Consider the following 17364-nt stretch of genomic DNA (forward strand, 5'->3'; position numbering starts at 1 on the left):
TCCAATACAAGGTGTAACGCAACGGAACACTGTTTCTACTAAAAAAATATACGCACAACACAAACTAATAAACCATAAAGACCACCCAAGACCAACCAAACCTCCAAAAAGAACCAAGGAGCGATATTCACTATGAAAATAACACCACCACAACCATTCCTATTCGAAAAAAGCAAACGAGCAGTCCTCCTCTTACACGGTTTCACAGGCAGCTCAGCAGACGTAAGGATTTTAGGCAGGTTTTTACAAGAAAACAATTACACTTGCTACGCGCCCCAATACAGAGGCCACGGTGTATCCCCAGACCTACTACTAAAAACAGGACCAAACGACTGGTGGGAAGATGTTCTTGAAGCTTATGATCATCTAAAATCACTCGGCTACACTGAAATCGCTGTGGCGGGACTTTCACTAGGTGGACTTTTTTCACTAAAATTAGGTTTTTCTAGGCCGTTAAAGGGAATTATAGCCATGAGTACTCCGACAAGAATGGACAGCTCATCCCCGATAATTCAAGGCTTTTTAGATTATGTACGCAATTATAAAAAATTAGAAGGTAAAACACCTGAACAAATCGACGCAGAAATGATCGCCTACAAAGACGCGCCAATGAACACTATTGCTAAGCTAAAAGACGAGATTAATGGCGTTGTGGCTGAAATAGATATGATTTATGCTCCAATGATGGTCGTCCAAGGTGAAAAAGATGATATGGTTGATGTAAGCGGAGCACAGCTAATTTATGATACAGTAGAGTCAACGAAAAAAGAGTTACACTGGTTTAAAGAATCAGGGCATGTCATCACATTAGACAAAGAACGAAAAGAAGTAAACCAAGCCATTTTAACATTTTTAGATGGTTTAGATTGGCAAGAATAAACAATTTTTAAAACAGAGAGAGGAGGGACAGAAGTGGAACAAAAACAAATGGAAGAAAAAATTATGAATCTATTAACTTCAGCGCCGGATAAAACCTTTGCGCTAGAAGATTTGGAAGTAGAAATAGCTTTAAATAACGCGGATGCTTTTAAATTAATGGTGAAGGCGTTAGTGAAACTGGAAGATTCCGGAACTATTGTCCGCTCAAGGAAGAATCGGTATGCATTACCAGAAAAAATGGACTTAGTAAAAGGAACGTTTCGCGCGCATGAACGAGGTTTTGGCTTTGTTCTCCCAGAAGAAAAAGAAATGGACGATATTTTTATCCCACCAAATGAAGTAAAAGACGCAATGAACGGTGATTTAGTTTTTGCGACAATTACGAAACGTAAAGGCGATAATTTGGCGGAGGGCACGATTAAGAAAATTGTCGAACGGAAGACAACGCAAATCGTCGGAACTTATATGGAAGACTTAGCTGGCACGCCGATTGTGATGCCGGATGATAAACGTCTTTTCGGAGAAGTGGAAATCGATTTAGAAGATGGCTTAAAACCGGTAGACGGGCATAAAGTTATCGTTGAACTAACGGAATATGCAACTGGGAATACTCGTGCTAGAGGGGTCGTTAAGTCAATTATCGGTCACCGTAATGATCCAGGAGTGGATATTTTATCGATTATTCATAAACATGGTATTTCGATTGGCTTCCCGGAAGAAGTGATGGAGCAAGTAAGTAAAGCGCCTGACGTTGTTGATAGTTCAGATATTGGCAACCGACGTGATTTACGTGATCAAATGATTATTACGATTGACGGGGCTGATGCCAAAGATTTAGATGATGCTGTTACTGTTATGCAACTTCCGAATGGCAACTGGAAGCTAGGTGTTCATATTGCGGATGTAACGCATTATGTGACAGAAGGCTCGCCACTTGATATCGAAGCGCAAGAACGCGGAACGAGTGTTTATTTGGTTGACCGGGTAATTCCGATGCTGCCACATAAACTATCGAATGGTATTTGCTCGCTTAATCCAAAAGTAGACCGTTTTACAATGAGTTGTGAAATGGAAATTGATGAAGATGGTCATGTTGTTAACCATGAAATTTTCGAAAGTATTATTAAAACAACCGAACGTATGACGTATACAGATGTAAATGATATTTTAGTCGAAAATGACGAAGCGTTACGCGAAAAATATGCGCCAATCGTTCCAATGCTTGAAGCGATGCAAAAATTGGCAGAAACACTTCGCCGCAAACGTGAAAAACGTGGTGCAATTGATTTTGATTTCAAAGAAGCTCGTGTAGTAGTTGATGAAGACGGACATCCAGAAGCAGTCGTTATGCGCGAACGTTCAGCGGGAGAGCATTTAATTGAAGAATTTATGCTTGCTGCCAATGAAACGGTTGCCGAACATTTCCACTGGATGGATGTACCATTTATTTATCGTATCCATGAAGATCCAAAAGAAGACAAATTAGCGCGGTTCTTTGAATTCATTACGAACTTTGGCTTGATTGTCAAAGGCACAGCCAATGATATCCACCCTGCTGCTTTACAACAAGTATTAGAAGAAGTAAAAGGTAAACCGGAAGAAATGGTTGTTTCGACTGTTATGCTCCGTTCGATGCAACAAGCGAAGTATGATACAGTGAGCGCCGGACACTTTGGTTTATCCACTGATTTTTATACGCATTTCACATCACCAATTCGTCGTTACCCGGATTTAATCGTTCACAGATTGATTAGAGAGTATTTAATCAACGGGGATGTTCGTCCGGAAACGCTAGAAAAACGTGCTGAGGAGCTTCCTGAGATTGCTGAACATAGCTCGAAAATGGAGCGTCGTGCTGTAGAAGCAGAACGCGAAACTGACGAACTGAAGAAAACAGAATTCATGGTCGACAAAGTGGGCGAACGTTTCATCGGAATCATTAGTTCCGTAACCAATTTTGGCTTATTTATCGAACTACCGACGACGATTGAAGGTTTAGTCCATGTGAGTGCAATGAAAGGCGATTACTTCAAATTCCATCAAAATCAGTTAGCGATGATTGGCGAAAGAACTGGCCAAATTTATCGTATCGGTGATGAAGTGGAAGTCGAAGTAACGAAAGTCGATGTGGATGCTCGTGAAATTGATTTTGCGCTTCGTAGTGAAGGTAAACCAGGTCCAGTGAGCGATAAACAAAAACGCCAACGCGAAAAACCGATCGATAAAACGAGAAACTTCAAGAGTGGCTCAAAAAAAGGTCGTAATAAGCGCAGAACTGGTAGAGCTGAAGACGCGAAACCAAAAACAGAACGTAAAGAAGACGAATGGTATACAAAACCTAAAAAGAAAAAGAAGAAAAAACCTTTTTATCAAGGTGTAGCAAAAGAAAGCCCGAAGAAGAAAAAACGTCGCTAGAAAGGATGGGGAGTTATGCCAAAAGGTGATGGTAAACTAGTCGCGCAAAATAAAAAAGCGCGCCACGATTACGCAATTGAAGAAACTTTTGAGGCTGGCATTGTCCTGCAAGGTACTGAAATTAAATCCGTTAGAAATGCACGGGTAAACTTAAAAGATTCCTATGCACGTATCGACAAAGGGGAAATTTTCTTACACAATATGCATATTAGTCCTTATGAACAAGGGAACCGATACAATCATGATCCACTAAGAACGCGCAAGTTGCTTTTACATAAGAAGCAAATCAGCCGTTTAATTGGAGAAACGAAAGAGTCCGGTTATTCGATTGTTCCACTAAAAATGTATATTAAAGATGGCTACGCTAAAGTACTCATCGGTGTAGCTCGAGGTAAAAAGAAATACGATAAACGCCAAGATTTAAAACAAAAAGAAGCAAAACGTGATATCGAACGCGCTTTTAAAGAGCGTCAACAATAAATAAAAGCCTAAATCTAGTCATTCAACAAAATGTTGGAGAAGCTAGATTTAGGCTTTTTTTATATGTCGATTTTTGTACATTCATTTAAAGTGAGATTGTCATCATGAAGAAAATAATCAATTTCATTTTTAATTCCATTAAGTATCCGCTCTTCTTCAAGAAATTTTGCCACCCGAAGCGCTCGTTGCATAAATCTTTTACCATCTTGCTTTTGACCTAGTTTATACAGAACAATGCCCTTTTTAGCAATGGCCATGCAAAATTGCAGGTAGTAGTGATTTTGTTTCGAGATTTTAATAGATTGCTCAATGTAATGTAAGGCGAGTTCGTATTTTTCATCGAGAATTAAGTAAGTTGCCCGATTAACATGAAGCGAAATTTCAATCGAAAGTGTCGGGTGCAAGAAGCGATATTTTTTCAATTGTTTAATTAAGCGGTTAACGATATGTTGGGCGGTCTCGTTTTCAAAGATAAAAAAGATGTTTCTTAAAATCAATATATCATTCCAAAATAGTTCATCAGATTCCGAAAGTCTATCCCAAATGTATGTTACTTTCTGTCTAGCTAACTCGAAATCATGCTCTTTTTCAACTAACAAAATGCCTTCCAGAGAAGCTTTAATATCAGAAATGAACGTATCAGTATGGTTTTCTAAATAAGCGTCGCATTTGGAAATAACGTTCAACAAAATATCTGTTTCAGAGGAAGTAATAATCTTGGAGTATAAATAAAGAATATTTTCTTTTGGAGAAGGCATAAAATCCCGTTTTACAAATTCGAATTCTTCCAATGTCATATTGAAATTAAGTAACAGTTGAATAAATCGGTCCATACTAGGCATAATTTTGTTATTTTCGATCTTTTGGTAATTAGAACGACTAAGCGCATCTGTACAAGCTTCTTGTTGTGTTAAGTTTTTACTTTTACGAATAAATTTTAACGTATCGCCAACAGTTTGCATAATAAAACACAGCTCCATATGTTCAAATTTGATGTATTTTAATTGTATGTAAGTCGTGTAGGTTAGAATTTCTGTATAGATGAAAAAGGAGGGAGAAGACATGTTAAATTTTTTAACAAGTGTTAATTGGTTATTCTAAAGTAGTTTAAGCAAGGTCTTCCGATGAGCGCAATTATTGTTTTTCCACTAAAAATGGTCTGGCATAATTGCGTATTTTTGTGAAATTAGTAATAATTTGAACGATTTTAGTCTATCTGTGAAAAAATTATAACATTATGTTACCGCTTGCACAATATCGATAGTCTAAAATTATTAATTTTGCAAAATTTTATATCAAAAGTAATACATTTTTAGTAAATGCTAGATAAAGGGAGGAAAGTGAGATGAAGCAAAGAACTAGAAAAGGTAGTTTAGTGTTTATTCTTGGGATACTGATATTTAGTTGCTTGAGTGGATTTGGAACGAATGTTTTCGCGATGGACGGGGAATACCACTCGCCGTATGGGGATGACGATTTATATACGGTTCAGCCGACAGAACGTTCACCGAGAGATCCAAAAGCTGGCGATGATGTCATTCTTAATATTACTACTTGGCCAATTGAAGATGGACAAAATGTTTGGGTAGAGTGGACGAAGAATGGCGTCGCGCAAGAAAATGTAACAGCAGCTTACGATTATAACAGCGGCAACAACACATACTGGAAAGCAGACTTAGGCAAATTTGAAAAAGGCGATGAAATTACTTATACAACGAAAGGTTCCACAGATGGAGGAACAGCCTACGAAAGTGGACCATTCACGTTTTATGTAACAGACTGGGAATATGTGCAGGATGTTAGTAGCGTAGTAGATAATGGCGATTCGATTACACTAAATATGACAGCCACAGCGGGTGATTTCACGCCGAAGTTATATCTTTCATTTGAAGATTTAGACACACTGCGCATGGAACTTTCGCCGACTGGTAAAGAAACGGGACATGCTGGGAAGTCTGGTTATACGGTAGAAGATACAGCGGAAAAAGTGACTGTAACAACAGAAGATCTAAGCATCGAAATCCAAAAATCACCTTATCGTATGGAAGTTTACCAAGCAGATGGGACGTTGCTTACAAGTGAATATACAACGGCGAATAGCCTAGGCTGGTTAACAGATGGGAAAAACGTCATCAATCAATACCAAAATAACTTTATGACACCGAGTGATGAAGCATTTTATGGTTTTGGTGAGCGTTATGACACAATTAACCAACGCGGAAAAGACGTTGAAACCTACGTATACAATGAGTATCAAGATCAAGCGCAGCAAGAAAGAACTTATTTAGCAGTACCATTTTTCGTGAGTGCTAATAAATACGGGATGTTTGTTAATTCCGATTTTCATTCACAGTTCCAAATGGCTTCCAAAGTAGAAGATAAATATAGCTTTGTTTTGGATAATGATGGCGATATGACGAATATGCTAGATTACTATGTTATTAGCGGGAAAGATCAAAATGACATTGTTAATAATTACACAGATATAACAGGGAAAACAACTTTACTTCCAAAATGGGCTTTCGGGCTTTGGATGTCAGCGAATGAATGGGATAGAGACTCCGATGTAAGCTCGGCCCTTTCGAATGCAAAAGCAAATGATATTCCAGCAACAGGCTTTGTATTAGAACAATGGAGTGATGAAGAAACATACTACATTTGGAACAATGCGACCTATACAGCGAAGAAAAATGGGGAAGCATTCAGTTATGACGATTTTACTTTCAACGGGAAATGGACAGATCCTAAAGCAATGGTGGATAGCGTTCATGATGCAGGTATGAATATCGTTCTATGGCAAGTTCCAGTATTAAAAGATGACAATACAGTATATGAACAAAGAGATAATGATGAAGCATACATGATAAGCCAAGGGTATAGTGCGGACGATGGAACAGGGGCGCCTTATCGGGTGCCGGCATCTCAGTGGTTTGGGAATGGGATATTACTAGATTTCACTAACAAAGATGCCGTCAATTGGTGGACGTCGCAACGTGAGTATTTATTAACAGAAGTAGGGATTGATGGATTTAAAACAGATGGCGGCGAAATGGTTTGGGGACGTGATACAACCTTCTCTAACGGCGAAAAAGGACAAGAAATGAGAAACCGTTATCCAACAGATTACGTTTCTAGTTATTTTGATTTTGCGAAAAGTATTAATCCAGAAGCAGTTTCCTTTAGTCGTTCAGGAACTTCTGGTGCGCAAAAATCAGGCATTTACTGGTCTGGAGATCAAACTTCGACATTTGATTCTTTCCAAGCATCAGTAAAAGCTGGACTTAGTGCTTCTACATCTGGTGTTTCATACTGGGCGTGGGATATGGCAGGATTTACGGGAGATTATCCAACAGCGGAACTATATAAACGCGCAACAGCTATGGCAGCTTTTGCACCGATTATGCAATTCCACTCGGAAAAATCAGATCCATCGCCAAGTGAAGAACGTTCACCTTGGAATGCAGTAGCTAGAACAGGTGACGAAACTATTTTACCAACGTTCCAAAAATATTTGTATACACGAATGAATTTACTTCCATATATTTATACAGCGGCAAAAGACACTGCGGACAACGGGAAATCAATGATGCGTCAAATGGCAATGGATTATCCGGAAGATGTTAATGCACGTGATTTGGATGAGCAGTATATGTTTGGTGATGATTTACTTGTAGCGCCAATCGTTCAAGAAGGCCAAACAGAAAAAGAAGTTTATTTACCAGAAGGCGAATGGGTTGATATTTGGAACGGCGGGATTCACCCAGGTGGCGAAACGATTTCTTATTATGCGGATGTAGATACGCTGCCTGTATTTGCAAAAGCTGGTGCGATTATTCCGATGAACATGACAGACGGCTACCAACTTGGCCAAAATGTCGGAAACGATTTAAAATCATATGAAAATTTAACATTCCGAGTTTATCCATCTGGAGATAGCGAATATAGTTTCTACGATGATGTAAATGGCGGAGAAATGCGTGATATCAGTGTTTCAGAAGACTTTGCGAATGAGAAAGTTTCGGTAGATCTTCCGGCAATGGCTGACGAAACAACGATGCAAGTTTTCAGTACAGAACCAACAAGTGTAACAATTGACGGGGCGGATGTAGCAAAAGCGGATACGCTGGATGCATTTAACGAAGCAACGACTGGTTATTACTATGATACTGTACAAAACTTGACGTACGTAAAAGCGGCAACAAAAGATGCAAAACAAGCAATTGTCTTAAATGGCGTAAATCATGCTCCATATGAAGCTGAATTTGCTCATTTAACCAATGTAACTACTGCAAGTGATCACGCGGGATATACTGGTAATGGTTTTGTAGCCGGCTTTGACGCAGAAAAAGAAGCGGTAGAATTTGATGTAGATGCAGCAGATGGCGCTTCTGATTATACGATGGAAGTTCGCTATAGTGCAGGAGTAGAAGATGCAACGAGAACAGTATATATCAACGGTAAAAAACAACAAATTACTTTACCAAAAACAGCCGATTGGGATACTTGGAGTACGATAGAAGTCCCAGTAACATTGCAAGATGGCAATAACCAAGTCGTATTTGATTTTGAAGCCGGCGATACAGCTGGAATCAATTTTGATCATGTAGTTTTTAAGAAGTAAATCCAATAAGCCACCCTTTTTATGGATAGAAAGGGTGGCTATACTGAAAGGACTGGAATGAATGAAAAGAATAATTGGACTAACACTTATTGCTATTTGCTGCATTTTATTTGTACCGACGATAAAAGCACAAGCAGACACAGTTCCATTGCCAGCACCTATTATTGAGGCTTTTCCAGTGGAAGCGATAGCGGAGGCGATTGCCGAAGAATTAGATAAAGACTCTGTCAATGATACGATTACTCAAGCAGATTTGGACACCATTACAGTCATTCCGTTACCGGGATTAGATTTGACTGGGGAAGACTTAAGTGTATTAAACAATGAAGTATTTACAAACGCGGTTGAATTAGCGATTTGGAGTAACAATATAGGAGCAATGCCTGACTTATCAGATGCGCTACCTGCTTTAGAAAATATCCAAGCAAATGGAGCGAATATTACTGATTTTCCAAATGCCAATTATCCTAACTTAACAAATGTTGATTTGAGTCAAAATAATCTTGGCTTTAACATTCCTAAGTTCGTTGGAATGGAAGGGCTAGTAAGCATTAACATGGAGAAAGCGGGACTGTCTGGCTATGTGGCGAAAGATATTTGGATGAACATGCCTAACTTAGATACACTCCTTCTTTTTAGTAATCATTTAATTTCTATTCCAGAAGATATCTTTCTGTCACAACAATTAAGTGACCGTTCTTTTGATGAACAGACAGCGACTTATCCTGAAATGACGATAAAACAAGGAGAAAATTTAGAAGTTTTTGTACCTTTTATTTACCAAGCATTAGATTTTATTGCACCGAGTAGTGGAAATTTAATTATTATTAAGGACAATGGTAAAGTGCTTTATCAACCAGTTTATCCGACATATGAAGGTTCGTACATGTACACTATTGAAACAGCTGGCTTACAACCGGGAGAACATTTGCTAGAAATTTCATTAGGGTATAACAGCGGAGAATATGTGGGTTGTTATGATTTCCCAGTAACTATTACGGAATAAAAAAGGGGCGAGATGATGAAAAAAGGTATGAAGCAAGTTTGCGTCAGTTTAGCTGTCATCCCGCTTGTGTGGCTGAATTTAGGGATAACTCAGCCGTTACAAGTGGAAGTAAAAGCGGAAGAGACGAAGAAAAAAGAGACTCAAAAAAAAGCAAATACAGAGACTGCCAAGCAACTTAGTAAAGAAGAATATGCGAAATTAAGTGCGGAGGAAGGGCTTGGCAACGTACTTGAAGCAACTGTAACGGATAATATAATTACGCTCAAAATTGATAATGGCGACGAGGCGGAGGATGACTATCTAGAAATTTCTCCACTGGCCAATAATTTACTTAAAGTGAATTTGCGACCTCGAAATATCGAAAATAGCGAATCAACGCCGATGATTGATCCTAATGCAACATTTACTGCGATTGGAGCAACGATTGATTTGGACTCCGATCCGATGATTATTTCAACAGAGGAGTGCACGCTTGAAATTTCCAAACAGCCAGCACGGATGACTTTCAAAGATAAGGACGGTAAAACGTTATTGTCTGAATCTGCTGACGGGGGGATTTTTGATGGGGGTGTGCGTTTTAAACGCGGTGCTTCTGACCATGTTTACGGCGCTTATGGTATTAGTTTTAGCGACGGGGATCTCGGGATGGAACGGGATAACACTGCGGCTGATAGTAGTAAAACGGCTCAAGCAGGACAGCAAGGTAATGCAGGCGGTCCGTTTATGTGGTCTACAGCGGGTTATGGCTTACTTGTAGATAGTGATGGCGGGTATCCGTATTCCGTTTCAGATGAAGAAAAATTGGAATTTTATTATGGTGATACTGTCGTTGAAGGGCGCCGTTATGTGAAAGAAAATGTGGAAATGTATTTAATGTCTGGCGAGCCGGAAGCGATTATGTCTTCGTATGCGGATGTAACTGGACACACACCAATGATGCCAAAATGGTCGCTAGGTTTTTCTAATTTCGAGTGGGGAACTAATGAGGCTGAATTCAGAAAAAATATTGATACGTATCGTGCAAAAGGGATTCCGATTGATTCTTTCGCATTCGATTATGATTGGAAATTTTACGGAGATCCAACGTACGGCGGGGATTACGGCGAATTTGCTTGGAATACAGACAATTTCCCGTCAGCAGCAGATACGACTTTGAAAAATGATATGGACGCACTAGGTGTAAAAATGATTGGGATTACAAAACCTCGTGTGGTAACTACTTTGCAGGATGGAACGGAAACGCAACAAGGCAAAGATGCGGAAGCAAATGGTTACTGGTATCCGGGGCAAGAAGCTTATGAAGATTATGCTTTCCCGGTAATGGTTAGAAGTATTGATCCATATAATCCGGATGAACGCAATTGGTGGTGGTCCCATTCGGAAGATGCACTAGATAAAGGAATCGTTGGTTGGTGGAATGATGAAACCGATAAAGTATCTTCTAACGGTGCAGATTATTGGTTTGGTAATTTCACTACTGGCTTTACTTCAGAAGCAATGTATGAAGGTCAACGAGACTATACAAATGAGCGTGTTTGGCAAACTGGAAGAACCTATTATCCAGGAGCACAACGCTACTCTACCTCCATTTGGTCCGGTGATATTGGAGTGCAATGGAAAAAAGGGGAGGTGATTGACTGGGCAAATGGGATGCAAGAACAACCTAGTACGATGCTGTCTACTATTAATCTAGGCCAAACAAAATGGGGTATGGATACAGGTGGATTTAATGCGAATTCTGGACAAGTTTTAAATCCAGATCCAGAACTTTATAGTCGCTGGATGGAATTTAGTTCACTTGTTCCGGTTTTCCGTACACATGGGAACGATAACCAGCAGCGTCAACCTTGGTATTATGGTGGAACGGCAGAAGAAATTGCTAAAAGCGCTATGACTTGGCGCTATTCGATGATTCCATACATGTATGCTTATGAACGCCAAGCTTATGATTCAGGAGTTGGACTCGTTCAGCCGCTTACTTTTGATAATCCTACCGATGAAAATGTAGTGAATTTGACGGATGAGTGGATGTTTGGGGATGCCATTTTAGCAGCGCCAGTTTTAGAAGAAGGAGCGGGTTCGCGGGATATTTATTTACCTGCTGGAACGTGGATTGATTATAATCGTGGCGATGTTTATGAAGGTAATCAAACAATTAATTATGAAGTAAACGATGAAGACTGGACGGACGTACCGATGTTTGTTAAAAAAGGTGCAATTATACCAATGCAACAACCGCAAAACTATGTTGGTGAATCCGCAGTTAAAACAGTTTATTTGGATACTTTTGCATCAGATAAAGATACTTCCTTTACACATTATGACGATGACGGAAAATCTTTTGATTACGAAAAAGACAGCTATTTAAAACAAAAGATGACTACTTCTAACACAGCAGATACTACTACTTTTACCATTGGGGCAAAAGAAGGAAGTTTTAAAGCTGATACAGAAAATTACATTATCAAACTACACGGTAATGCTGCTGAAAATGTACAAGTAGATGGCGCGGATAGTAAATTATATGACGATTTATCTGCACTTGAAAATGCAGATGGCGGCGGCTATGCAGTAGGAAACGATGTATACGGGGCAGTAACGTATGTAAAAGTGCCTGCTCAAGCAAGTGAAGACACAGTCATCAAAACATCTGGTTCGATAACAGTTGACCAATCCAGCATCTACGAAATGGAAAATGGCTCTAGTTTTGCAGCAACCGTTGCTGAGAAACCAGTCACAGAAAACACGTATGTAGATGGCTACGATACAGATGGCGCCGGAACAACTATTTATGCGAATGTAAAAGACTCCGGCGACTATAACGTTGATTTAACGTATAAAAATGCTTCGGGTGACAACCAAGCGCTAAGTATTTTCGTCAACGGAGAATATGTGAAACAAACAACTTTGAAACCAGCGACAGATTGGACAGTTGCATCGGAAGCATTACCTCTTTCAGCTGGGAAAAATAGTATTTCGTACAAAGTAGTGACAGATACTGGTGACAAAGCGGATCAAGTGTCACTGGATAAAGTTGCCATTGGTTTTACGCCAACTGTAGCAAAAGTGGAAGCAGAAGAAGCAAGTCTCGCAGGTACTTTAAAAGTAGCAAATGATCATTGGTTTTATAGTGGGGCTGGTTTTGTCGGCGGATTTGGCACAGCAGGAGATGAAATCAAATTTGAAGTGGACGTACCAGCAGATGGGGAATATGTGTTAAATACACGTACTGCTAATGGAACTGATATGCCACAAACGCTTGATTTATACACAAATGGCGATTATAACTCCCGTGTAACATTCCCTTCTAAAGGCGAAAACTGGAATATCTGGTCCGATACAGAAACAGCAGTGAATTTAAAAGCAGGTACCAATAAAATCACCTTCCTAATGGACGGAGAATCGACTGGGAATATAAATATGGATAGAATCCTAGTTTCCGCTGAACCGATTAATTCTCCTGTTCAGTCAGAAGTGAATTTACTTGATAATCGCGGATTTGAACGTGACGCTGCAGCAACAACGAATTGGGTAGAGTCGCACCCAGATGGTCAAGACAAGGCTTATGGTGTTGATAGTGGTTCGGGTGTGAATCCTCCAGAATCACCAGCATTTGGCAAGCAGAGCGCCTATTTCTATCTGCCAGGGGCTTATAAACAAACTTTATCTCAACAAATAGCTGTTCCAGTGAATAACGCAAATTATGACGTTGAAGCATGGGTCAAAGTAAGTGAAGATGACGCAGCAAAAGCACAAATGACCGTCAATAACTTTGATAGCAGCGAAGGAAAAACGCTTGATTTGGTGGCAGATAACGTTTGGCATTATGTAACAATTAAAGATGTTAAAGTCACAACCGGCAATATAAATACAAGTTTCCAAATGGATTCTCCGGGTGGAACAAGTATTCATATTGATAATGTGCGCGTTATGCCATCTGCGGAATAATAAAACAGGGCGGGAAATCTTTCCCGTCCTATACTTGAAGGAGGAGAGATAATGAAAAATTTGTGTAAATTATTTCTAGTAGTTAGTATGATTATCATTGGTGTCATTTCTGTTAAAACAATCGATGTAAGTGCGTCCGTGACAGATATTTACCCATTACCAGCCAGAATAATTGATGTTTTTCCAGATGAGAATTTAGCAAAAGATATGGTGGAGAATTTTGGTAAAACAAATGTGACAGATGTAATTACCCAAGATGATGTAGATGCAGTGACGTCTTTAGGATTGGGTTATTTTAGTGATTATCTAACGGACGAAGATTTACAAATGTTGGGAAATGCTTACTTTACTAATGTAAACAACATCATGATTTATCCTACACAAACGATGTTTACAGGTTTTCCCGATTTACCAACCTTGCCGAAATTAGATACTTTAAGAGCAGAATGGGTCCAAACATCCGAAATACTAGCTGCAAACATTACAGTGCCCGATTATCAAAACTACCCAGAGTTAACGTATCTGGATCTTAGTAGTCGAACTATTGTTGGCGGCTTACCAGATTTTTCTAATATTCCTAAGCTCGAAACCTTGTTGATGAGCAGTTGCGGACTCGCTTCAGAAGACGTTCCAGATTTTACAAACTTGAAAAACTTGCAGAAAGTAAATTTCCAAACGAACCAATTTAGAACAGAAATGACTGATTTTACTCATTTGGATAGTTTGGTAAGTATGGATTTAAGCTATAATTATTTAAATGTGTTGCCACCTACCATTGTGGATAAAGTAATCGTACTAGGTCAAATTGGAACTTTACCGGATCAAAATGTTGTTTTTGGTGAGGATACAACTATTACTTTACCAATTTATACGCAACTGGATGATTTAGGCCGAATTAGTGGTTTTCAAGAAGTTTGGATTCATGATTCAAATGAGAAAGAAATTTACAACGCGTATGCAGTAGATTACGACGAAGTGACGAAGCAAATCATTATACCGACAAGTACCCTTGATAAAGGCGAATACACCATTGGGATTGATTTTAATGGCATAGAGCCTTATGTAGAAGAAGGCGAAGTTATGAGTTACTCGGTAAAAATAACGATTAATTAATTGAAAACTTGTGACATGCTAAATAATAGTTGCGCATTTGGCTATGTCACAAGTTTTTTCTGATTGTAAAGCCTCGTTTTTTCCTGTATAATAACTACTGTTAGACTTTAACTCTGGGGATGTTACGGATTCGACAGGGATAGTTCGAGCTTGAGTTGCGAGTCGGGGGGATCGTCCTCGTTATCAACGTCAAAGCCAATAATAACTGGCAAAGAAAAACAAAACCTAGCTTTCGCTGCCTAATAAGCAGTAGCATAGCTGATCCTCCGTGCATCGCCCATGTGCTACGGTAAGGGTCTCACTCTAAGTGGGCTACACTAGTTAATCTCCGTCTGAGGTTAAATAGAAGAGCTTAATCAGACTAGCTGAATGGAAGCCTGTTACCGGGCCGATGTTTATGCGAAATGCTAATACGGTGACTACGCTCGTAGATATTTAAGTGCCGATATTTCTGGACGTGGGTTCGACTCCCACCATCTCCATAAAATGAAAAACGTTTGAAGCATTGATTTGTAATGTACTTCGAACGTTTTTTGCTTTTGTGAGGATTTGCTAGTTTGGTGGAGTAAATGTTGAATTAAGCTAGGTTAAAAATAATTTATAAATAAAAATTTCTTTTGATGCTTTTAGCGACACCGCACAACAACACATTATGCTATATGATATTTTTATAAGCAACGGGGAGGTGAAATGTTTTGAGTAGACATTTGACTATTAACTTAAAGAGGCTGGTGGCAAATAGAAATATATCTTTACGGGAACTTGCAAGACGGTCTGATATTGAACCTTCAATTATTAATAAGTTGGCGAATAACAAGCATGAGAGAATTTATTTGAGGCATATTGAGAGAATTGCAGATGCTCTAGAGGTCGATTGTATCGAAGAAATACTAATAATAGAAAATAAAGATGACTGGAGAGATGATGAATGATACTACAGAAGATGGTTTTAAAAAATTTTCGAGGATACAAAGAATGTGAAATAAATTTTTCAGATAAAATTACTTCTTTGATTGGAAAAAATGATGTTGGAAAATCTACTATACTTGAGGCTTTGGATATCTTTTTTTCTGAAAGTCCACAAAAATTAATTGATAGTAGAGATTTAAATATTTATTCTAAAGATAACTATATTGAAATTGCTGTGGAATTTAAATTGGATGCGGATGACGATTTATTGACACTTGATTCAACAGCTGTTACAAGCTTTACAAAAGAGTGTCTTTTAAATTCTTCAAAAAATTTAGAGTTAATATTGAGAATTAATATTGATAAAGATGCTACCTCTGTGTCAGTAAGTTCTATAACGAGATTGATAAGATGTGAATACTTTAAAATATATAAAGATAAACCACTTATTTTAATGAAAAATTCAGAATTAAAGAAATGTATTAAAGAAGAAATAGGTGAAACAAAGGTTGACACTAAGATTAATCATCTGATGCGTGAGGAGTTACATAATAATTTAAATGATAAAGAAAAAGTAACTGTAGAGATGGATATAAACAGCTTAGAAGGAGCAAAAAAAACATGGGGAAAGATAAGTGAGGTACTTCCTATATACCAAATATTTAGAGTCGATAGAAGCAATAACGATGGTGATAAGGATGTCCAAGATCCTATTAAAGCTGTCACAGCTGAAGCAACAAAGAATATTGAAAAGGATTTTGAAAAAATATCAGAGAGTGTTTTAGAAGAAGTTAAGAAAATGCTTGAAAAAACTATAGAAAAGATGAAAGAGTTCTCGGAGTTTTCAGAATCTAACTTAAAACCTGTAATGACAGTGAAAAAGATAGATAGTCTTTTTTCTTTTAATATAGATACAGATGAAGGGATTCCTTTAAACAAGAGAGGTAGCGGTGTTCGCAGGCTAGTATTACTAAGTTACTTTAGAGCAGAAGTTGAAAGGCTGTTAAATAAAAGTGCTAAAAAGTCTGTTATTTATGCAATTGAAGAACCAGAGACTAGCCAACATCCAAACTATCAAAAAATGATTATCGAATCTTTAATTGAAATAGCAGGTATGGAAAAAAGACAAGTAATTGTAACGACCCATAGTTCAGATATCGCAGGGTTATTGGATATTGATAATATAAATTTGATTGAAGAAGAAAATAAATTTCCTACAATTAAAGAATATACAAAAAATGAAAAAGCTACTAAAATAATTGAGAGCTTAGGGGAATTACCTCCTATTGTTAATCATTTAGTTGTTGTTGTTGAGGGTGAAAATGATCGGAGGTTTTTAAGTAATATTGGGAAAATTGAAGAGTTTCGAGAACTAATTGATATTGATAGAGATATTTCTATTGTATGCGCTAACGGATCTTATATTGAAAATTGGATAAAACGAAGTTATTTAGATAACTCAAAAATTCCGGTTTTAATCATTAGTGATAATGATGTTGATAAGTATTCTACTGCTATAAAAGAAATGAAAAGTGATGAGAACATTAATAAATTTGCTACTTTACTAAGCTATCAAACTATGGAAAATTATGTACCAACTCATTTGATTAATAAATACTTTAATATAGAATTAGATGATACAAAAGAAATAAAAGTTAATGACATAGTGGCAAATATAAATGATATTAAAAAAAATATGAGCAAAAAAGAAATTAAAAGAGCCTTAAATGATGAGGTGATTTTAGAGGTAACAAAGGAAGATTTAATAGCTCACGGAGTGTATGAAGAGTGTTTAGACTGGTTTAAAATGATGAATTATATAAAAAATAAAAACTATTACGAGGCTCAAAATATTATTGACAGCAAAACTAAATTCAAGGTGTGAGTATGGATATTCAAATGTTATTAGTGAGAATAAAGGAGTTGTTCCAGTGAGCCGAATCGACATCGGAGAAATACGAGATTTTGCATTCCAACTACGCGCAGCTAACCA

Annotated in this window: 10 protein-coding genes and 1 other RNA gene; 10 read left to right on the top strand and 1 reads right to left on the bottom strand. The window is 38.0% G+C overall.

Annotated features, from left to right (window positions below):
• Nucleotides 1-132 precede the first annotated feature (132 nt).
• From HCJ55_RS12105 to smpB, 3 genes are read left to right on the top strand one after another with little or no spacing between them, the layout of a single operon-like run.
• Nucleotides 133-879 (top strand): alpha/beta hydrolase, encoded by a 747-nt coding sequence (locus HCJ55_RS12105; RefSeq protein WP_185503284.1) that lies wholly within the window; start codon nt 133-135, stop codon nt 877-879.
• Between the two features lie 33 nt (nt 880-912).
• The gene (rnr, locus tag HCJ55_RS12110) at nt 913-3294 is read left to right on the top strand and encodes a ribonuclease R (RefSeq protein WP_185518366.1); all 2382 of its coding nucleotides are present in this window, start codon (nt 913-915) and stop codon (nt 3292-3294) included.
• Between the two features lie 15 nt (nt 3295-3309).
• Nucleotides 3310-3774: an SsrA-binding protein SmpB gene (gene smpB / locus HCJ55_RS12115; RefSeq protein ID WP_003723350.1), complete on the top strand. Its 465-nt coding sequence runs from the start codon at nt 3310-3312 to the stop codon at nt 3772-3774.
• 59 nt (nt 3775-3833) lie between these two features.
• Here the strand turns inward: smpB and HCJ55_RS12120 are convergent, their stop codons facing one another.
• Nucleotides 3834-4736 carry a helix-turn-helix domain-containing protein gene (locus HCJ55_RS12120; protein ID WP_185518369.1) on the bottom strand — a complete coding sequence of 301 codons (903 nt, stop codon included), beginning with the start codon at nt 4734-4736 and terminating at the stop codon, nt 3834-3836.
• Nucleotides 4737-5119: 383 nt separating this feature from the next.
• On the opposite strand from HCJ55_RS12120, the gene HCJ55_RS12125 reads away from it, so the two are divergent.
• The 7 genes from HCJ55_RS12125 to HCJ55_RS12155 all read left to right on the top strand — a co-directional run bounded on the left by HCJ55_RS12125 (nt 5120) and on the right by HCJ55_RS12155 (nt 17256).
• Nucleotides 5120-8395 carry a TIM-barrel domain-containing protein gene (locus tag HCJ55_RS12125; protein WP_185518371.1) on the top strand — a complete coding sequence of 1092 codons (3276 nt, stop codon included), beginning with the start codon at nt 5120-5122 and terminating at the stop codon, nt 8393-8395.
• 61 nt (nt 8396-8456) lie between these two features.
• Nucleotides 8457-9401, top strand: a complete 945-nt coding sequence (locus tag HCJ55_RS12130; protein ID WP_185518373.1) for a lmo2445 family class 3 internalin — start codon at nt 8457-8459, stop codon at nt 9399-9401.
• A 15-nt stretch (nt 9402-9416) separates the two neighbouring features.
• On the top strand, nt 9417-13349 hold the full coding sequence (locus HCJ55_RS12135; RefSeq protein ID WP_185518379.1) for a TIM-barrel domain-containing protein: 3933 nt from the start codon (nt 9417-9419) through the stop codon (nt 13347-13349).
• Between the two features lie 51 nt (nt 13350-13400).
• Nucleotides 13401-14462, top strand: coding sequence for an internalin N-terminal domain-containing protein (locus HCJ55_RS12140; RefSeq protein WP_185518375.1), 1062 nt, complete (start codon nt 13401-13403; stop codon nt 14460-14462).
• A 115-nt stretch (nt 14463-14577) separates the two neighbouring features.
• Nucleotides 14578-14947, top strand: a transfer-messenger RNA (tmRNA) gene (gene ssrA / locus HCJ55_RS12145).
• Between the two features lie 210 nt (nt 14948-15157).
• Complete coding sequence (locus HCJ55_RS12150; RefSeq protein ID WP_070294522.1) at nt 15158-15394, top strand: helix-turn-helix domain-containing protein; 237 nt, start codon at nt 15158-15160, stop codon at nt 15392-15394.
• Entirely contained in the window at nt 15391-17256 is a 1866-nt protein-coding gene (locus HCJ55_RS12155; protein ID WP_185518377.1) for an ATP-binding protein, read from the top strand. The genes HCJ55_RS12150 and HCJ55_RS12155 overlap by 4 nt, the downstream gene beginning before the upstream one ends.
• The last annotated feature ends 108 nt before the right edge of the window (nt 17257-17364 follow it).

This window comes from Listeria marthii (assembly GCF_014227425.1).
Lineage (GTDB): Bacteria > Bacillota > Bacilli > Lactobacillales > Listeriaceae > Listeria > Listeria marthii.